Genomic DNA, 19,361 nt, shown 5'->3' with positions numbered 1-19,361 from the left:
TTACAATCGGTTGGATTTGCTTACAAAACAGTTGGTTTGATTACAGGGCAGTTGGCTTGGCTTCGCTGCCGTGCCGCTCCTGTCGGGAAGACCGGCTTACGTACAGAAGCAGCAGCGCGGTGACCACAATTAACGCCATGATCATCCCGATCACCCCGTTCCAGCCGAAGCCGGACAGGAAGAATCCGCCGGACCAGCCGACCAGACTGGACCCCGTGTAGTAGAAGAGCAGGTAAAGGGATGAAGCGTAAGCTTTATAGCGCATCGGTGCCGCTTTGCCCACCCAGCCGCTGGCAACGGTGTGTCCCGCGAAGAAGCCGCAAGCGAACAGAATCATGCCTGCGATCATAAAGACCACGTTGCCCGCCAGCATGAGCAGGGCACCGGCAAGAAGCATGCCCAGGCCGCTGGCAATCAAGCCGGCACGTGAATACCGGTCAGCCAGTTTACCGAACCAGACGGAGGACCAGGAGCCGATCAACTGGAAGACGAACAGGCAGCCGATCAACGTTTGACTCAGCTCATAAGGCGGCTGGGACAGCGGGAAGTCGATATAGTTAAACAGCGTAACGTACGCGCCAAGCAGCAGAAAACCGATCAGGTACAGGCACAGGAGCCGGGCGTTTGCAAATCCGTTCCGGAAGCCGTCGACCCAGTGGTGCAGCGAAATGCTGACCGGTTTGAAGTGGTTTGATCTGGGCAGGTAGAGCCAAAACATCACACTGCATAGAAGGCTGACCAAGCCTAGAACAAACATCGCAATATGCCAATTGAAAAAATCGGTGATCAGACTGATGATAACCCTTCCGGCAAAACCGCCTACCGCAGTGCCTGCCACATAGAATCCCATGACCTGCCCGATGCTGCGCGGTTCGATCTCCTCGTTGAGATAAGTCATGGCGATGGCCGGAAAGCCCGCAAGGCTGACGCCTTCGAGCAGCCTGGCAGCCAGCAGCAGATGAAAGTTAGTGCTGAACGAAGAAGCCATAGCCAGCACGGATGTAACGAACAGCGACACGCTCATGACGCCTCTGCGCCCCCAGGCATTGGACAGCAGGGAGACAAACAGCATGGTGACCGCTAATGTAATCGTTGAGAAAGAAATGATGAAGCTGGCACTGGAAGGAGATACGTGGAATTCCTTCGCAAACGTGCCGATCAAAGGCTGCGGGCTGTACAGGATCGCAAAGGTGACCAGACTGCCCAACAGCATGCTGACCAGTACCCGGAAATAGGCACGGGTACCGATTTGAATGTACTGCACGGCAAACGCCTCTCTTTGTTAAGTTCTGTGAACGACTCTTTCGGTGACGCCCCTAAGTATACGCCTGGTTCGCTTATGTTGTATAATGAATTAAAATTATCAAATTAATGCCTCTGAGTTATGAGGGTTTGGAAAGAGGGCTGGCAATCATGGAATGGCAGCAGCTGGAGTACTTCCGCGTCGTGGCCAGGCTGGAGCATTTCATTAAATCGGCGGAGCAGCTGGCTATTTCCCAGCCGGCGCTAAGCCGGTCGATGACGAAGCTGGAAAAAGAGCTTGGCGTACAGCTGTTTGACCGGCATGGCCGATCCGTTCAGCTGAATGAAACGGGAAAGCTGTTTTTGGCTAGGGTAGAGCGGGCTATGCAGGAGATTGAGGATGGGATCGAAGAGATCCGGCAGTTCCACGATCCGTTTGCTGGCAAGGTCTCGATTGCATTTTTGATGTCGTTCGGCGTTCACATGCTGCCGGATGTCATCGCAAGCTTCAACCGCAAATACCCGGACGTTGAATTCGCGCTGTATCAAAACCCGACGACGGTTATTCTGCCGCAGTTGCTTCGAAGCGAGGTGGACCTGTGCATTATCGGTCCGTTCGGCGAAGAGCCAGGTGTTGTCTGGCACAAGCTCGTTGAGGAAGAAATGTACGTCTACGTGCCTGCAGATCACCGGCTTGCAAAGCGTGAATTCATCCGGCTGGAAGAGGTAGCGGGCGAACCGTTTATATCGTTTAAGCCGGGTTATGGCGTCCGGACGCTGATGGAACGGTTTTGCGGTGAAGCCGGTTTTGAGCCGAACATCCGGTTTGAAGGCGATGATATTATGACGGCCGCAGGGCTTGTCTCCGCTGGACTTGGAGTTACGATCATCCCGGCTTTTTCAGGTATTGAACATGGAAAGGTCAGGCGGCTGCGCGTGACGGAGCCTTACTGCCGGAGGGAAATTGGACTGGCCTGGATCGCGGACCGGAAGCTTCCTCCTTCCGCCGACCTGTTTCGCTCATTTATTATCGAGTATTTTCGTGGCCAAGGCGAACTGTAGAATGCTCCTTTTCTGAGAAAAAAACAACAAGGTAGCAGATTGAAAGCCTGGATGTCCAGGCTTTTTCTCTTATCAATGCCCCTTTTTCAAGGAAACAAGACTGGGATTAGCCAAGGTCATTTTTTTATTTAAGTATTTACTTTATTAAGGAGATGGTTTATTATAACAACAGAGAGAGCTGAACCATCTTTTACCTGATGATCCTTAGGTTCACCAACTTAACAATCCAGATAACTACATGAACAAACGCTCAACACAGAGGCAGACCGCCGCAGGGCGGATTCGAGAAGAGGGAGGGGAGACAGCTTCATCTTATGGCAAATGATACGTTTTCCGCACTGGCAGATCCAACACGTCGCGGCATCCTCGAATTGCTGGCCGGGAATCCCGAACTATCCGCCACACAGATCTACGAACGTTTTGATGTAAGCCCGCAGGCCATTTCGCAGCATTTGAAGATCCTTCGGGAAACACAGCTCGTCCGGGTTGAGAAAAGGGCGCAGCAGCGCATCTACTCATTGAACATCGATCCGGTCAAAGAACTCGAGCATTGGGCACAAGCCATCCGGCAGCAGTGGGATGGAAGGCTCAATGCCATGGACCGCGTACTCGCTGAAGAGATGGCCAAACGAAAAGCCAATCAGGCGAATCATGAAAATAAAGGAGAATGAATAAATGAATCATCATGCCAGCAAGCAGGAGCTCGTCATTACCCGTGTGTTTGATTATCCGGTCGATTTGGTCTGGGATGCCTGGACGGATCCAAGTCTGGTCATGAAATGGTGGGGCCCTGCCCATTTCAGCTCACCATCGTGCAAGATCGATCTTCGCGAAGGGGGAAGCTACCTGTTCTGTATGCGGGCGCCGGAATCCTTCGGCGGACAGGATTATTACTCCGCGGGTGTGTACAAACGAATCGTTCCGCAGCAGCGCCTTGAATTTACGCAGATTCTGTCCGATGCGGAAGGAAACGCAGTTAAACCTTCCGATGTCGGCATGCCGGAGGACTTCCCGGCTGTGGTCGATTTCGTCATTGATTTCATCTCGAAGGGCGATCAAACCGAGCTGATCATTAGAGAGTCCAATTGGAGCCCGGGTCCAATGGCCGATAACGCGGTTACCGGCATGAACCAGTCTCTTGACAAACTTGCCGCAAGTTTGGCTTAACTATGTTTTTCACATATTCCGGAAACGGTATATAAAAGAAAAAAAACGCCCCAGATTCGTATCTGGAGCGTTTTTTTATGCTGCAGTGCCTTCTTGCGGCAAGCTGATGTTCATCAGCTTTCGCGAATCCAAACCGTCATTTCGCAAGGCTCCCGGTTGCCCCATAGCGTATATGGGACGGCCCGAAGGCGCTGCTGTTCCAGCTGCGGCCGCACCGTGCTGTAGAGATCGTTCGGCGCTTCCGCCGGCGTGCCGGTGCGAAGGCCATCCGCCTCGATTACGGCGACGCCGCCGCGCCATTCATCCGTGACGACCTGCAGCTCGGCATCTGCCGGCAGACTTAGAGAAGCGAGCGGGGCTCCATTGTCGGTCTCCTCCAGGCAGTAAACGAGCGGGCCGCGCTGCAGCGCAACCTTTCCGCTGCTGGCGCGCAGGTTCGGGTGGGCGTAGATTCGCCGCGGCTGCATATCAAGCTCAAGCTCAACTACGTCACCGGCCTGCCAGTCCCGGCGAATATAGGCATAGCCGTCACGCAGCTCATACTGGGCAGGCTGGCCATTCACGCGGACCGCGCTTTCAGCAGACCAGCCGGGAAGACGAAGTGCAATCGTGAAGTCACCCGCGCCGTCCGCTTCCTGCACTTTCAGGCGAACCTGGCCTTCCCAAGGCAAACGGCTTTCCATGTCCAGCTGAACGCTGCGGCCGGCCACCTCGTGGCTGATTTGGCTGCCAATATACAGATGCACAAAGAGTGCCTCGTCGCTCGCCGAATAAATGTATTGACCGAGTGAAGACAGGAGGCGTGACACGTTTGGCGGGCAGCAGGCGCAGCCGTACCATTTTTGCCGGACCGGCTTGATATGACGCTTGCCGGGATTGCCTTCGCTGGCCGCCGGCCACACTTCCATCGGGTTCACGTAAAAATAATGCTTGCCGTCGCCGGCAATTCCTGCGGTTACGGTGTTATACAGCGCACGCTCCATCACATCGGCGTATTCGCCCTTCACTTCATTCTGAAGCAGCCGCTGGGCAAAAAAGATCAGGCCGATCGATGCGCAGGTCTCACTGTAGTTTGTGTCGTTCGGCAGGTCGTAGTCAAACGTAAAAGCCTCACCGTGATGCGTGGATCCGATACTGCCTGTGACATACATTTGCTTTTGCACAATGTTGTCCCACAAGCGGCGGCAGGCTTCCAGCAAAGCGTTGTCTCCCTTAAGCAGAGCCAGGTCGGCCATGGCCGTATACATATAGACGGCTCTTACCGCATGGCCTGTCGCCACCTCGTGTTCCCGCACCGGCTTATGCGCCTGGTGGTAGGCAAGATTTACAGGCCCCTTCTGAACGACACCGGGTGCCCAGTGCGAAATCCGGCCCCGCCGTTCAAATTCCTCCGCAAAGAAATTCGGCTCCTGCCCGCGCTCATCGATCAAAAAGCCGGCTAGATTCAGGTATCTAACTTCGCCTGTAGCATGGTACAGCTTGACCAGGGCAAGCTCAATTTCCTGGTGACCGTCGTAACCCCGGATTTTGCCTTCTTCCGGCCCAAAACGGTCATCGATATGGTCGGCAATCTTGCGCGCAATGTCGAGAAGCTTGGTTTTTCCTGTTCCGTAAAAATAGGCGACCGCTGCTTCGATCAGGTGTCCGGCCGTATACATTTCGTGGCAGTCCATCAGATTGGTCCAGCGCTGGTCGAGCTTGTCAATCGTAAAGTATGTGTTCAGGTAACCATCTTCCTGCTGTGCGGCTCCGATCAGATCGATCGCTTCATCGGCGACTTTTTCCAGATCGGAGTCCGGGGATTGGGCGAGCGAATACCCGACCGCTTCCAGCCATTTATACAGGTCGGTGTCCTGAAACACGAATCCGGCAAAGCTTCCTTCCTCTAGTCCTGCGGCAATCCGGAAGTTGCGGATCGCATGGCTGGGTTCAGCATCGGGAACACGGTCATTCAGGGCTTCCCACTGGTAGGGAATCACGGTATGCTTGATAAGATCCACATGATTGGACCAATAGGAGTCGGTGATGCGGACGGATTTCAAATCAAGCGGCTGTGGATGGGTTGGCGCATTTTTGGTAGACAAGTTATCGTTCACTCCTAACATCATCATCTGCAGCTTTATCATATCGAATCAAGCCAAGGATTGTCGGTAGTGGAACGTGCATAAAAAGTGTCATTAGCCCACTAAATTGATTTTTACAGACGAGCAGGAGGATTGTCATGCTGCCTATTTATCTACAACAACCTTACAAGCTCCAGATGGGTGGACAATTTGTCAGCGATGAGGATTGGTCCCATATGGAACGGACCATTTCCGATTATGAGCTGATTATCGGTGTTGCGGGGGTGGTCTTTCTCGAAGCCGGCGGCCAGCTGTACGAAGTAAAGGCAGGGGACATGCTGCTGCTGCGCCCTGGGGAGAAGCATCGCGGATACAGGCTGTCTTCCCCCGGCGTTTCATTTTACTGGTTTCATTTTTTGCTTCCTCCCGAGACGGGCGGAGAGCCGGACGGGGCCATACCTCATTATGCACACTGCCCGGAACCGAGCCGCGTTCACATTTTGGCCAGGCAGCTTCTGCACGCGGCGAGCGGGGGATACCGGCTGAAGCAGGCGGGGGACTATTTTCTGACGTCGCTGCTGATTGAATTGGCGGAGCAGCTGCAGGATGCGGGCGCATCCGAAGCGATGGACCCCCGGCTGTCGGAGCTGCTGGAATGGACCCGGCTTCATGCCCTCGAGAGGCATATGTCCGTCGACCGGGTCGCGATGCACATGGGGTATAACCGCAACTATTTGTCGCGGATGTTCAAGCAGAGATTCGGTACGGGGCTCAGGGATTATATTCACCGGATCCGGCTGGAAGCGGCAAGGGAGCTGCTTGTGTCGAGCAAGCTGCATATCAAGGAAATTGCGGACAGGGTCGGCATCGAAGACGACAAGCAGTTTATTAAATGGTTCAAGCGTCTGTCCGGCGTTACTCCGACGGAGTACCGTAAGGCGTTTTCGGCAACGCGTCTGAACAAGACGTAGGGATCGATGACATCGGTCCCCTGGATGCCGGCCAATAGGGCTTCGCGGGGGAAATTGATTCTTCCGGACTCTGTTTTTTTGGGTAACACAAACGATTTGGCCCTTTTGGCCGTGTCTGCATCCGGATCATCCGTACGAATAGAGCTGCATGTAATGCTTTAGTACCTCCCAAAAATACATCCTGGGTAAGTCGAGACTCCCATTTGAATCGTGCTATCATTTTTTTAGACCGTTGTTTGTAAACTGCGAAACATCGTGAACGACGGCCTTCAGAAGAACCTGCATAAGTATATGCAGCAGAATTTGCACACGAATGCACGATACTTGAGGAAAGGATTTGAACTCGATGATCCAGGAAAAATACGCCAACATGCTGAACATGGCCGAGGTTTCGACCCCGGACCGAATGTTATATCCCTTTGATACCCTCCGCCAGCTTAGACTAGAAACGCCGGTGCGCTACGACAGCAGCCGAAACTGCTGGGACGTCTTCCGCTATGAAGATGTGCAGCGCATTTTGAAGGATCCGAAAACATTCTCCTCCGAGCGTGGAGCAGGCGCAGGCGGCTCCATTCTGTTTATGGATCCGCCCAAGCATAAGCAAATGCGCGACCTGGTCAGCAAAGCGTTTACGCCCAAGGCGATCCAAGAGCTGACCCCCCGCATCCAGTCCATCGCCGAGCAGCTGCTAGATTCGGTAACGGATGGATCTATGGATATTTCCAGCGAATTCGCCACTCCGCTGCCGGTCATCGTCATTGCCGAGCTGCTGGGTGCTCCGAAAGAAGACCGGAACAAGTTCAAGCACTGGTCCGATATTCTGGTGGAAAGTGCCGACGACCTCACGGATGAAGCATTCCAGCGGATTACCGACAAGCGGATGAAAGCGATGGGAGAGCTGTCCGAGTATTTTAAGGGAATTATGGCGCAGCGGGCTGCGGAGCCGCAGGAGGATCTCGTCACTGCACTGCTGAACGCTGAAATCGAAGGAGAGAAGCTGTCGGAAAGGGATATCATCAGCTTCTGCGTGCTGCTGCTGGCTGCAGGAAACGAGACGACGACGAACCTGATCACGAATGGCGTGCGCGTGCTGACCGAAAGACCAGAGCTGCAGGAGCAGCTGTATCAAGCGCCGGACCTCATACCTTCCTTTATTGAAGAAGTACTTCGCTATTACCCGCCGATCATCGCGATCGGTCGCAAAGCTGCGGAGACGGTACAAATCGGAGAGCATACGATTAAGCAGGGAGCACAGGTCATTTCCTGGGTTGGGGCCGCCAACCGCGACGAGTCCCGGTTCGACGACCCGGACGGCTTCCGTCTGAACCGCAAACCGAACCCGCATATGACGTTCGGCTTCGGTATCCACTTCTGTCTTGGGGCTCCACTGGCCAGGCTGGAAGGGAAAATTGCGTTTCAGGCCCTCCTCGACAGGTTCAAGGATCTACGCAGAGCGGCGGACGCTGAGCTCCAGCCGATTCAAAGCTCCTTTGTCTTCGGCGTCAAAAATTATCCGATTGAGATGAGCCGCAGATAGAGTCAGATATCCTTAGGAGTACTCCTGCATTGTTTCAGAGAGCATAACCGGCATGGGGAACTGACAGATTGCATTTTCGGGAGCTGTCCATATTTCTTGGAGGCTCCCGGATATGCTAGAATAGAAAATAGCAGCTTGTACATAAGCATGATGATCTAAGGCATCCCTTTTACTGCGATGGTTCCAGGAACAGCATTTGCAGGGAAGAACGGATGCTTTTTTGCGTAAGCCCGCCGGGATGATCATTTCGTTTTACCGAAGTATAAGGAGTTGAGCGCCCGTGGAAAGGCAAGTCGAAGAATTGTGGCACCAGGTCCTGTCCATGATTCAAAAGAAGATCAGCAAGCCCAGCTATGATACGTGGCTGAAATCGACGAAGGCCGTCAGTCTGCAGGATAACGTCCTGACGATCAGCACGCCCAACACGTTTACGCAGGAATGGCTGGAGAATCGGTATACCAAGCTCATTTTGACAGCGGTTCGCGAATGCATGGATGCTCAGCCGGAGCTTCATATCATTACCCAGGATGAGCTGGAGACCGAGAGAAGATCCGCATCACCCGAACCGGCTGCCCTCATAGAGGATAATATCCTGAATGATCCGGCTTTTGCCGCCATGCTGAACCCAAAATACACCTTCGACACGTTCGTCGTCGGACTCGGCAACCGTTTTGCCCATGCAGCTGCACTGGCTGTAGCGGAGGCGCCGGGCAAGGCGTATAACCCGCTGTTTTTGTACGGCGGCGTCGGCCTGGGAAAAACCCACTTGATGCAGGCGATCGGCCACTATGTGCTGGAGCACAATCCGCAGGCGAAGGTGCTCTATTTATCCTCCGAAAAGTTCACCAACCAGTTTATCAATGCCATCATGAACAACCGCGGCGAAGCTTTCCGTAACAAGTATCGCAACATCGACGTGCTTCTGATCGACGACATCCAGTTTATCGCCGGCAAGGAGCAGACACAGGAAGAATTTTTTCATACCTTCAACGCCCTGAAAGAAATGGGGAAGGCGATCATCATTTCCAGCGACCGTCCGCCCAAGGAAATCCCCACCCTGGAGGAACGGCTGCGTTCCCGCTTTGAATGGGGACTCATCACGGATATTCAGCCCCCGGATCTGGAGACCCGGATCGCTATTCTGCGCAAGAAGGCGAAGGCGGAGCATCTCGACATTCCGAATGAAGCGATGGTATACATCGCCAGCCATATTCATACGAACGTCCGTGAGCTCGAAGGGGCTCTCATCCGCGTCATCGCTTATTCCTCGCTTGTGAATCAGGACATCACCGTGCATATGACAGCCGAAGCATTAAAAAATATGATCTCGCAGTCGCGTCCCCAAATGATCTCGATCCAGGACATCCAGGAGCGGGTGGGAGATTATTATGGTTTGCGCATCGAGGATTTTAAAGCACGGAAACGGACAAGAGCAGTAGCCTTTCCCCGTCAAATCGCCATGTATCTGTCCAGGGAGCTGACCGATTACTCGCTGCCCAAAATCGGGGAAGCTTTTGGCGGCAGGGACCATACGACCGTCATCCACGCCCATGAAAAAATCGCCTCGGTTATTCGTGAGGACCAGGAAATTCATCAAATCGTAAGCCGGTTGTCCGAGAACATTAAAAGCCGCATCCAACCGCGCGTGTAGCCTGTTATTTTTTATACCCGTATAATCTGAACCTGTCTGCCTCAGACCCTCCTTGGTAAGATAACGGCATAAACCATCTACCAGGGAGGTTCTTTATATGAAATCCATCGTCATTGAAAGAGCAGGCGGAACTGAAGTGCTTAAGGTCAGGGAAATGCCGGATCTTGAGCCAAGATACGGGGAAATGATCGTGGACGTGGCGTATGCAGGCGTAGGGCTCGTGGATATTTTGATCCGCAAAGGCGGGTTTACGGAGCTGTTTCCGTTTCCGGTGATTCCGGGGCTTGAGGTGTCCGGATACGTCCGCTCAATCGGGGACGGCGTTGAAGGGTTCCGGATCGGCCAGCCGGTCGCTTCCATGAAGCTGCTTGAGCTTGGCGGATACGCTACACAGGCCAGAGTGACGCCGCAGCTTACGGTTCCGCTCGATTCGCTTGGAGGAGACCTCGATATGGCCGAAGCGGCAGCCTCCATCGTCAACTTGACGACTGCCTATTTCGCGGTCAAGCAGGTGAACCGGATGAGGCAGGGAGACACGGTGCTGGTTCACGCCGCCGCAGGCGGACTCGGCAGCTTTTTGGGGCAAATCGCCAAGCGGTTTGGCGCTGGGAAGGTGCTGGGGACGGTGGGTTCGCCGGATAAAATCAAGCTGGCCGCATCACTCGGATACGACGAACTGCTGCTGCGCTCCGATTTTGTGAACGAAGTGAAGCGGATCGCGGGAGTACAGGGGGTCGACGCCGTATTTGACCCGGTTGGGGGCGAGACGCGGGCACGCAGCCTGGAGCTCCTGAGACCGCTGGGGCAAATCGTCGCTCTGGGCAACGCCAGCGGCGGCGAGCTGGCGCATCAGAGCAACGAGATTTGGCTCGGCAACCAGAGCATCGCCGGCTTTAACTTGGGGGCGTATGCCATGTATGATCCGGTTGGCGTCGGGCAGGCGGCCAGGGAAGCGCTGCAGCTGCTCGCCATCAGAGAGGTCCGCTCGGAGGTGCACGGCATTTACCCGATGGAGGGCGCCTCCGAGGCGCATCGTCTGCTCGAAAGCGGCCAAACGACGGGCAAACTGGTGCTGCAGATGGGATGAGCCCCAGCTTTTTATATGAGCCTCTTGCCCGCTTGAATGCGGAGCGGAGGCTTTCTTTTACGGCGGGAGGGATGGTATCATTTGAATCGTGGAGTTTATGGAACGTTGTACATCTCGGAGGTGCTGCTAACATGATGCAAACCCGGAATCTGCTCGGGGAATTTTTGAAATCGCGCAGGGAAAAGCTTCAGCCGGCGGACGTCGGAATTAGCGGGGGATACGGCAGAAGAAGAACTCCCGGACTTCGCCGTGAAGAGGTGGCGGAAATCGCTAATGTCAGCACTACCTGGTACACCTGGCTGGAGCAGGGGAGAGACGTGGCTGCTTCCCGGGAAGTCATGGAGAACATCGCCAGGGCGCTGCTCCTGTCTCCTGACGAGAAGCTGCATGTCATGCGGCTGGCGGGATTCGGCGATCTTCCGGACTGGTCCGCGCCGGCTGCAGTTCCGCGATTGGAGCCGGGACTGCAGAAAATCATTGATCAGCTGCACTATCCCGCCATCTTGGTCAACCGCCGGACCGAAATTATGGCTTGGAACCGCCAGGCTCCCCGGCTGTTGTATGACTTTCTTGAAGATCCGGTCATGGGCCGCAACATGGTCTGGTCCATCTTTATGAATCCGTATTTACAGGAACGCGTCCTGAACTGGGAGGAGTTTTCCGCCTACAGCGCCGCCATTCTCCGCGCCTACCATGGTCAATCAAAGGGGGACCCGTGGTACGAGGCGTTTGCCCAAAAGTTGTCCGAAGTAAGCCCGGAATTTGCGGCACTCTGGGATTCACACGATGTTCGGGAGAAGCAGGTGCAGCCATTTGTGCTGAACCATCCGGACCTTGGTCCGTTATCCTTTGAAATCAACACGTTTGCCCATATTAATAGCAATGAAGACCTGCACTGCTGCGTCTATTCTCCGCTGGCCGGAACCGGAACTGAGGAGAAGCTGGATCTGGACGCACAAAAAACGCCGTAGCCGGACGACCGGCTGCGGCGTTTTTAAGTTGGCTACATGGTGTGAATCCGGGCGGCAGCTCCGATGCTCAAATGCTCTTGATCCAGCTGATGGCAGCGGGCTGTTACGGCAAAAGCACCGATTGAAAAAGCCAGTGCCGCCCACGGTAAATAAGCCAAACCGATGCTGTCGACGACCAAGCTGCCAAGCAGGGAGCCACAGGCGATGCCAAGGTTGGAGGCCACCGGCATCAGGGTCGAAGCGAAGTCCTTGGACCCGCCGGCCGATGCGTCGGCGAGATCGATTAGATACAGCTGAACGGCGGCGCTCAGGGCGTAGGAGAACAAGGCAATGAGCATCAGGCAGAGAACGGCTGCCCAGGTGAAGCTCAGGGTCAGGGCAAGGGCCAGCATCATCAGGCTCTGAACGATAAATACAATTTTGAGCTTGGACCTCGAATCCCCTTCGGCTACCTTGGCTCCGATCCAATTGCTCAGGATCGTCAGGCCGCCATAACCGAGCAGCACAGCGCTTGTCCACTGCTTTGGAATGCCGAGCACGTTCTCAAGAATCGGTGTGATATAAGTATAGACGATAAAGACCGAGCCCACGCCGAGCACCGGAATCAAGAAAGCCATCCGGATGCGGCGGTTTGCGAACAAGGCGAACTGCTGTTTCATGGAGCTGACGCTGACGGTATCGCTTTTCGGCAGAACCGAAGCGATGATGAACAGCGGAAGGATGCCCACCGCGGAGGTGACGATGAATGCCGCCCGCCATCCGAGCAGCTGGCCGATATAGGTGCCGACCGGCACGCCCAGGACGTTGGCGATCGAGAAGCCGCCGATGATCCATGCGACGGCGCCGGCTCGGCGGGATGCCTGGATGTGTTCGCTTGCCGCGGCAATGGACAGTGACAAGGTCAACCCGCACAAAATGGCTGTGATGACCCGGATCACAAACATCAGGGCAAAATTGCCGGCGAAAATCGTCAGGGCGTTCAGCACCAGCAGGGCCGCATAGCCCGACAAAATGGTCACATGCCGGGGGATGCGTCCCAAGAGGCTGACGGCAAACGGCGTGCCGACCGCATAAGCGATAGCGAAGCTGGATACGAGGATGCCGGCGGCCGCCAGGGATACGCCCAAACTGACGCTGATATCCTTCAGCAGACCGACGATAACGTATTCGGTCGTCCCCAGTACGAACGCCGCAAAGGTGAAGGCAAAGATCAGAATGGTTTCTTTTTTAGTTGTCATGGTTCTCTCTTCTCCTGGATGTCTGTTTTTTTCTTTGATCTTACAGGATGAAAGGCTTTTCAAGTCAATAAAAAAATTGTCGAATGGAGCGATAGGCTGAAGGAGCCTCGCTTAAAAGCATGCTATAATGAAAGGAAAAAGCAGGTGGACGGATTTGACGAATCATGCAACCAGACCCTGGCGCGCCGATAAGCTGTCGCGTTTAGGTTCCTCTATTTTTGCGGAGGTGGCCGCTTGGAAGAAAGAAGCCGAAATGGCCGGTCGTGACCTGATCGACCTAAGCATCGGCAGCCCGGATCTCGCTCCTACGGAGGCGGTGCGCCGGGTCCTAAGCGAAGCTGTGCTTGACGAAAAAAACTATACGTATCCCGGCTCGGCGGGAAGCGATGCGTTCCGGGAGAAATGTGCTGCATGGATGGAACATCGCTTCGATGTGCGCCTGGATCCGAAGGCGGAAGTGCTGTCCCTCATGGGTTCGCAGGACGGGCTGGCGCATTTGGCCCAGGCGATCTGCAATCCCGGCGACCTGGCAATCGTCCCGAATCCGGGATATCCGATTTATGCCGGTTCGCTGGCCATTGCAGGCGTGAAGCCTTATGAAATGCCGCTTCGGGAGGAGCTCGATTTCCTGCCTGATTTGGAGAGCATCCCGGACGAAATTTGGGAGCAGGCGGTATTTATCCTATTGAACTTCCCAGGTAATCCGATTGCGGCAACGGCGGACCGGCCATACTTTGAACGGCTTGTCGCTTTGGCTCGAAAATGGAACGTGCTGATCGTTCATGACCTAGCCTATTCGGAAATGGGCTTTGACGGTTACCGGCCGCCAAGCATTCTGGAAACTCCAGGTGCAATCGAAACGGCCGTCGAATTCCATTCGTTCTCCAAGAGCTTTAATATGGCGGGCTGCCGGATCGGCTTTCTGGCCGGGAACCGCGATGTTCTCGCTTCACTGCTGGAGCTGAAGAACAACATCGATTACGGCGTCTTCGGACCGATCCAGACGGCGGCGATCGCCGCGCTGGAGCAGGCGATGGACCCCTCTCAGTCCACTGCCGGGGTGGCCGGTTTGTACGAACGCCGCCGGGACGCACTGATCGATGCGCTCGAGCGGGAGGGCTGGGTCGTACCCAAGCCGAAGGCGACGATGTTTGCCTGGGCGAAGCTTCCGGCAGCTTTCCTGGAAAGCGCTGAGCCTTGGAGTTCCCGGCAGTTTGCCCGGGAGCTGTTGATCGCCACAGGGGTGGCCGTGATCCCCGGTGACGGTTTTGGTTCGGAAGGGGAAGGTTATGTGCGGATCGCCCTTGTTCAGGAGGAAGCGCGTCTTCGTGAAGCGGCCGCCCGGATCGGACAATTTATTACGATGCATGGAAACACGAAATAGCATGTGGCATGCCGGCCATGACAGAACAACCCTGCTCTTGTGAGCAGGGTGTATTTGTTTATTGATGTTAAACAAAAATTGATTTTTAATTCCTACTTGACAGGTGAGAATAATTGGTTTAATCTTACGTCAAGGAAATCGATTAGCATTCATTTAATGAATGATCATTATTTTAACATTAAACTAAATATCAGCCGATTGGTCCACCAAAGGCTCCTGTAATCCATACCGCTTCATGCGGTGATGGCATTCGGGGGCCTTTTTGTATATCAACAGGCACGTTGATGCGGATGACCGCTACTCCATGGGGAGAGCAATGGTGGTGGTTGATGAACGGTGAAAGGAGAGATATGGAAGAGAAGCAGTGGCTTCTGATGGAGGAAGCCGATTGGCATTTTCGCAGGCTGGTTCGGAGATTCGTCAAGGAACGTGACAAAGTATCGATTGAAGGCGTGTCCCTTCCCGGGATGCTCGTGCTGAACGCGATTCTGCATGAAGGCGAGCAGAAACTCGGGGATCTGGCCGAACGGCTGGATTTCACCACAGGCGCGGTGACCGCTGTTTGCGACAAGCTGGAGTCGCTCGGCTTCGCGCAGCGAAAGCGCCTGGAGACCGACCGCAGATCGGTTGTCCTGGACATTACAGATAAGGGCAGGGACATGCTGGAACGCAACCGGGACGCAGGTACATACATGATTGAACGCATCTTTGGAGGCTTTGCTGCCAAGGAACTAGAGGAACAAATCGTGAATTTCAAAAGACTCTACGAGCATTTGGAAGGCTTTGCCGACGCCGTGCTGAAGCAGGCGCATCCGCCGGGTAACGCCGAGGAGCCGCCTCCCGGCCACCGGAAGGCAGCGCAAAGACCGAACCGATTTATTTCATATTAAAATCATTGTGAGCAGGGAAGGGAGACAGATCATATGGGACATCCAACCATTTATCCGACAGGAACGACCGTTTACCAACCAGGAAAGGCATGGAGCGGTTTTACCATCTACCAGGCAGCTGATACCGGGGCACTGCTGATCGACATGAACGGCAGAGAGGTGCATTTGTGGAAGGGGCTGCGCGGTTTCCCGAACAAAATATTCCCTGGAGGCTACGTGCTGGGCAGCACTGCCGAGCGGGATCCTAAATATGGTTTTCAGGACGAAGCCAATTTGGTACAGGTCGATTGGGACGGCAATGTCGTCTGGAAATTCGACAGGTACGAATGGATCGAGGATCCGGGTCATCCCGCGCAGTGGATGGCACGCCAGCATCATGATTACCAGCGGGAAGGCAATCCGGTCGGATATTATGTGCCTGGAGCCGATCCGAAAGTCGGTTCAGGCAATACGATCATTCTCGCGCATAAAAACGTCAGCCGTCCCGAAATTTCGGACGTCGAGCTGCTGGACGACACGATCATCGAAGTGGATTGGGAGGGCAATGTCGTCTGGGAATGGGCCGTCAGCGATCACTTTGAAGAGCTTGGATTTGACGAAGCGGCGAAGGAGGCGCTGTACCGGGACCCGAATACCCGGGCGTTCGGCACCCATTCCGGAGACTGGATGCATATCAACTCTGTATCAGTGCTGGGTCCGAATAAGCACTATGATGCAGGCGACGAGCGCTTTCATCCGGACAATCTGATATGGGACGCGCGGGAATCCAACATTATCGCGATCATCGATAAACGGACCGGGAACATCGTATGGAAGCTCGGCCCGGACTATTCCGGTGAAGACACCAAACATATCGGCTGGATTATCGGTCAGCACCATGCGCATCTGATTCCGAAGGGACTGCCGGGAGAGGGCAATATACTGGTATTCGATAACGGAGGCTGGGGCGGCTATGGCAGTCCGAACCCCGAATCGCCGGATGGCGTGAAGGTGGCGCGCCGCGACCATTCCCGGATTCTGGAGATTCATCCGATAACGCTGGAGATCGAATGGCAGTACACGCCGACCGAAGCCGGATTCCAGGCGCCATTGGACTCTTACCGCTTTTATAGCCCTTATATCAGCTCGGCGCAGCGGCTGCCTAACGGCAATACGCTGATTACCGAAGGAGCGGACGGAAGAATTTTCGAAGTCACGCGGGAGCATGAACTGGTGTGGGAATACATCTCTCCTTATAAAAACTCCAGAAACGCGAATATGGTATACCGAGCTTACCGCGTACCTTATGCATGGATTCCGCAGCTGGAGAAGCCGGTGGAGACGGAAATCGCTCCGCTTGATGTAGCCGATTACCGGCTGCCGGGCGCGGCACCGCGTGGAGCCGTGACCGCAGTCGAAGTGGAGGGTACCGTATCCTATGGCGATGGGGCCTTCTGCGTAGCGACCACGGACGAAGTCGTCAGGAAGGAACGGGATCAAGATGAGTAGGCAAGTGTTTCGACGCATCAGCGTAATGACCGCAGCTGTCCTGCTGGTTTCTGTGCTGCTCACCGCATGCGGAACCGCCTCGGGAAAAGACAGCGGGCACCAGCTAAAGGTGAAAATCGCCGATATTTCCACCAACCCGATTTTCCGGGTCGCCGCGAAAAAAGGATTTTTCGAAAAACACGGCATTGATGCGGAGCTGGTCAACTTCGCCACGCCGGCCGAAGGGGTCAACGCCCTGTTTATCAAGCAGGTGGACATTGCCTTTGGGGCAGACTTCCCGCTGTTAAATGCCGTCAGCAAAGGCGACTATGCGATCTTCGCTTCCTCCGGAACGGCAACGGATCTGAGCGCAAGCGAATGGAAGATGTTCGCACGTAAAGAGATTGCCGGCCCCGCCGACCTGAAGGGCAAGAAACTGAGCTACTCGCGCGGAACGTTCATTCCTTATTTGTGGGACGTTTATTTGCAGCAAAACAGCATAGCCTTGAAAGACGTCACGCTGGTCGGGCAGGGAGGATTTGACGAAACGTATGTGGCGCTGAAAAAGGGCGAGATCGACGCGGCCTGGGTGTACGGCTCGGTACTGAACGACAAGTTCGCCGCGCTGTCCGAAGCGCATGAGCTGTCGGATATGTCCCAGACGCCGGTCCGGCTCGGCACAGGTCTGATCGCCGGCACCAAACTGATCCAGGATCACCCGGACGAATTGGTCGAACTGCTGAAGGCGCTTGACGAAACATCCGACTACGTCCAGGCACATCCGGACGAAACGGCTGACATTATGTATGACGAAGTGAAGCAGCCGAAAGAGGCCACTCTTAAGGATCTTCCGAAAAATCCGTGGAAGATCGGCTTCACCCAGCAGGCTTACGACGGGCTGGCCGGCCAGAAAAAATATATGGTGGATACCGGCATTATTGAAAAGGATTTTAACTTGAACGACAAGCTGAATTTGGACCTGGTGCGCAAAGCGTTCCCGGACCGCGTGATTGAGTTGAAATAAGGAGGCTGGGATGATGGGGGCAGTAACCAGACCAAACGAGATTTATATTGAGCGCTTGAATAAAAGCTATAGTCAACAGCAGACGGCAGGCGATCTGCATTATATTATCCAGGATGTCGACCTGGTCGTGAAGGGAGGAGAATTTTTCGTTCTCCTCGGCCCTAGCGGCTGCGGCAAGTCGACACTGCTCAGCCTGATCGCCGGGTTCGTGTCGAAAACCTCGGGGCATTTGCGGGTGGGAGAGAAAGAGGTGGATCGGCCTGGCCAGGATCGGGCTGTCGTCTTCCAGCAGGCCGATTCCTCGCTCTTCCCTTGGCTGACCGTCAGAGAGAACGTGGAGTTCGGCCTGCGGATGAAGCGCATTCCCGCCGCCCGCCGCAAGGAAATCTCCGATCGTTTTATCGGCATGGTTGGGCTCAAAGGGCATGAGAATAAATTTCCCCGTGAGCTCTCCGGCGGGATGAAGCAGCGGGTGCAATTGGCGCGGGTGCTGTCCAACGATCCCGGCATTCTGCTGATGGATGAGCCGTTCGGCGCGCTGGATGCGATGACCCGACGAACGATGCAGCGCGAACTGGTAAAGATCTGGCAGGAAACCGACAAGACGGTGATCTTCGTCACCCACGACATACAGGAAGCGCTCCTACTTGGCGGTAGGATCGGTATTATGTCCGCCGGACCCTCTTCACGGATTACCGATATTTACGATGTGCCGCTGGCGTACCCGAGAGATTTGGCCGCGCCGGAATTCCATGACCTGTACAACCGCATTCAGGCCCATTTTGACGAATAGAATCCGATCGGAGGAATCACCATGAGCAAGAAAATAAAGAAAGGACCGCTTCAAGTGCTGTTCTGGATCGCTTTGATCGTCATCTGGCAGCTGGTCTCGCTCGTATACGGGCCGGAGATTCTGCCGGGGCCGATTTACACGGCGAAAGGCGGATACGAGCTGCTGATGGACGGCACACTTCTGCAGTACATTGGCATCAGCGCCTATCGTGTCCTTCTCGGATGGACGCTCGGCAGTTTGGTGGCGGTGCCTATCGGGATTATCATCGGTAAGGTCGGATTCATCCGTACCTTCGCCGAGCCGTTTTTGAACTTTATCCGGTTTATTCCGCCGATCGCATTCATCACGCTGTTCCTGGTCTGGTTCGGCATCGGCGAGACGTCTAAAGTGATGCTGATCATGTACGCTACATTTTTTATCGTCATTCTGAATACGTTCACCGGCGTTCTCTCCGTCGAGGAGGATAAAATTCGTTCGGCCCGCAGCATGGGAGCCTCCGAATGGCAGATTGTCGTTCATGTCATCATCCCGGCAACGGTTCCGTACATCTTTACCGGCATCCGGCTGGCCATGGGCACATCCTTTATGGCCATCATCGGAGCCGAAATGATCGCCTCCAATGAGGGAGTCGGGTATCTGATCTGGAACTCCCGCCTGTTTTTCCGGACGGATTGGATTTTCGTAGGTCTGATTTGCTTAGGGCTCATGGGCTTCCTGACGGATCGGGCAGTTGGGCTGCTCGGACGCAGATTGCTAGCGAGATACGGTGTGGTAAGCACGACGTCTTTGAAGCGGTAGAAGACTGGACAGAGTA

At 54.8% G+C, this 19,361-nt stretch carries 17 protein-coding genes; 14 read left to right on the top strand and 3 right to left on the bottom strand.

The window, feature by feature from the left end; translation table 11 throughout:
• Nucleotides 1–40: 40 nt before the first annotated feature.
• A complete protein-coding gene (locus K2F33_RS25905) occupies nucleotides 41–1,264 on the bottom strand; it encodes an MFS transporter (protein WP_244879245.1) in 1,224 nt (407 codons plus the stop codon).
• Nucleotides 1,265–1,413: 149 nt separating this feature from the next.
• Between K2F33_RS25905 and K2F33_RS25900 the strand changes: the two genes are divergently transcribed.
• The 3 genes from K2F33_RS25900 (at nucleotide 1,414) to K2F33_RS25890 (ending at nucleotide 3,471) form a co-directional block, all read left to right on the top strand.
• Complete coding sequence (locus tag K2F33_RS25900) at nucleotides 1,414–2,304, top strand: LysR family transcriptional regulator (RefSeq protein WP_244879246.1); 891 nt, start codon at nucleotides 1,414–1,416, stop codon at nucleotides 2,302–2,304.
• Between the two features lie 314 nt (nucleotides 2,305–2,618).
• On the top strand, nucleotides 2,619–2,975 hold the full coding sequence (locus tag K2F33_RS25895; protein WP_076166780.1) for an ArsR/SmtB family transcription factor: 357 nt from the start codon (nucleotides 2,619–2,621) through the stop codon (nucleotides 2,973–2,975).
• A gap of 4 nt (nucleotides 2,976–2,979) precedes the next feature.
• On the top strand, nucleotides 2,980–3,471 hold the full coding sequence (locus K2F33_RS25890) for an SRPBCC family protein (RefSeq protein ID WP_089546990.1): 492 nt from the start codon (nucleotides 2,980–2,982) through the stop codon (nucleotides 3,469–3,471).
• 113 nt (nucleotides 3,472–3,584) lie between these two features.
• Here K2F33_RS25890 and K2F33_RS25885 read toward each other — a convergent pair whose 3' ends face one another.
• Nucleotides 3,585–5,576 (bottom strand): glycoside hydrolase family 127 protein, encoded by a 1,992-nt coding sequence (locus K2F33_RS25885; protein ID WP_412974021.1) that lies wholly within the window; start codon nucleotides 5,574–5,576, stop codon nucleotides 3,585–3,587.
• Between the two features lie 116 nt (nucleotides 5,577–5,692).
• Between K2F33_RS25885 and K2F33_RS25880 the strand changes: the two genes are divergently transcribed.
• The 5 genes from K2F33_RS25880 to K2F33_RS25860 all read left to right on the top strand — a co-directional run bounded on the left by K2F33_RS25880 (nucleotide 5,693) and on the right by K2F33_RS25860 (nucleotide 11,751).
• Nucleotides 5,693–6,505 carry a helix-turn-helix domain-containing protein gene (locus tag K2F33_RS25880; protein WP_076166771.1) on the top strand — a complete coding sequence of 271 codons (813 nt, stop codon included), beginning with the start codon at nucleotides 5,693–5,695 and terminating at the stop codon, nucleotides 6,503–6,505.
• A gap of 346 nt (nucleotides 6,506–6,851) precedes the next feature.
• Nucleotides 6,852–8,042, top strand: coding sequence for a cytochrome P450 (locus tag K2F33_RS25875; protein ID WP_263879566.1), 1,191 nt, complete (start codon nucleotides 6,852–6,854; stop codon nucleotides 8,040–8,042).
• 322 nt (nucleotides 8,043–8,364) lie between these two features.
• Complete coding sequence (dnaA, locus tag K2F33_RS25870) at nucleotides 8,365–9,693, top strand: chromosomal replication initiator protein DnaA (RefSeq protein ID WP_234489287.1); 1,329 nt, start codon at nucleotides 8,365–8,367, stop codon at nucleotides 9,691–9,693.
• Nucleotides 9,694–9,790: 97 nt separating this feature from the next.
• A complete protein-coding gene (locus tag K2F33_RS25865) occupies nucleotides 9,791–10,780 on the top strand; it encodes a quinone oxidoreductase family protein (RefSeq protein WP_263879565.1) in 990 nt (329 codons plus the stop codon).
• A gap of 131 nt (nucleotides 10,781–10,911) precedes the next feature.
• Nucleotides 10,912–11,751: a helix-turn-helix transcriptional regulator gene (locus K2F33_RS25860; protein WP_263879562.1), complete on the top strand. Its 840-nt coding sequence runs from the start codon at nucleotides 10,912–10,914 to the stop codon at nucleotides 11,749–11,751.
• Between the two features lie 32 nt (nucleotides 11,752–11,783).
• Here K2F33_RS25860 and K2F33_RS25855 read toward each other — a convergent pair whose 3' ends face one another.
• Nucleotides 11,784–12,989 (bottom strand): MFS transporter, encoded by a 1,206-nt coding sequence (locus tag K2F33_RS25855; protein WP_263879560.1) that lies wholly within the window; start codon nucleotides 12,987–12,989, stop codon nucleotides 11,784–11,786.
• 127 nt (nucleotides 12,990–13,116) lie between these two features.
• On the opposite strand from K2F33_RS25855, the gene K2F33_RS25850 reads away from it, so the two are divergent.
• The 6 genes from K2F33_RS25850 to K2F33_RS25825 all read left to right on the top strand — a co-directional run bounded on the left by K2F33_RS25850 (nucleotide 13,117) and on the right by K2F33_RS25825 (nucleotide 19,345).
• Nucleotides 13,117–14,373, top strand: a complete 1,257-nt coding sequence (locus K2F33_RS25850; RefSeq protein ID WP_263879558.1) for an aminotransferase class I/II-fold pyridoxal phosphate-dependent enzyme — start codon at nucleotides 13,117–13,119, stop codon at nucleotides 14,371–14,373.
• Between the two features lie 350 nt (nucleotides 14,374–14,723).
• The gene (locus K2F33_RS25845) at nucleotides 14,724–15,263 is read left to right on the top strand and encodes a MarR family winged helix-turn-helix transcriptional regulator (protein WP_412974020.1); all 540 of its coding nucleotides are present in this window, start codon (nucleotides 14,724–14,726) and stop codon (nucleotides 15,261–15,263) included.
• A 33-nt stretch (nucleotides 15,264–15,296) separates the two neighbouring features.
• The gene (locus K2F33_RS25840) at nucleotides 15,297–16,751 is read left to right on the top strand and encodes an aryl-sulfate sulfotransferase (RefSeq protein ID WP_263879554.1); all 1,455 of its coding nucleotides are present in this window, start codon (nucleotides 15,297–15,299) and stop codon (nucleotides 16,749–16,751) included.
• A gap of 25 nt (nucleotides 16,752–16,776) precedes the next feature.
• The gene (locus K2F33_RS25835) at nucleotides 16,777–17,754 is read left to right on the top strand and encodes an ABC transporter substrate-binding protein (protein WP_412974019.1); all 978 of its coding nucleotides are present in this window, start codon (nucleotides 16,777–16,779) and stop codon (nucleotides 17,752–17,754) included.
• Between the two features lie 13 nt (nucleotides 17,755–17,767).
• Nucleotides 17,768–18,547: an ABC transporter ATP-binding protein gene (locus tag K2F33_RS25830; RefSeq protein WP_263882448.1), complete on the top strand. Its 780-nt coding sequence runs from the start codon at nucleotides 17,768–17,770 to the stop codon at nucleotides 18,545–18,547.
• A 21-nt stretch (nucleotides 18,548–18,568) separates the two neighbouring features.
• Complete coding sequence (locus K2F33_RS25825; RefSeq protein ID WP_076166739.1) at nucleotides 18,569–19,345, top strand: ABC transporter permease; 777 nt, start codon at nucleotides 18,569–18,571, stop codon at nucleotides 19,343–19,345.
• Nucleotides 19,346–19,361 lie beyond the last annotated feature (16 nt).

Source organism: Paenibacillus sp. PSB04 (genome assembly GCF_025809195.1).
Taxonomy (GTDB): domain Bacteria; phylum Bacillota; class Bacilli; order Paenibacillales; family Paenibacillaceae; genus Paenibacillus_AQ; species Paenibacillus_AQ favisporus.
Note: the sequence above shows the minus strand (reverse complement) of the source record. Positions and strands in the feature narration are given on the sequence as shown.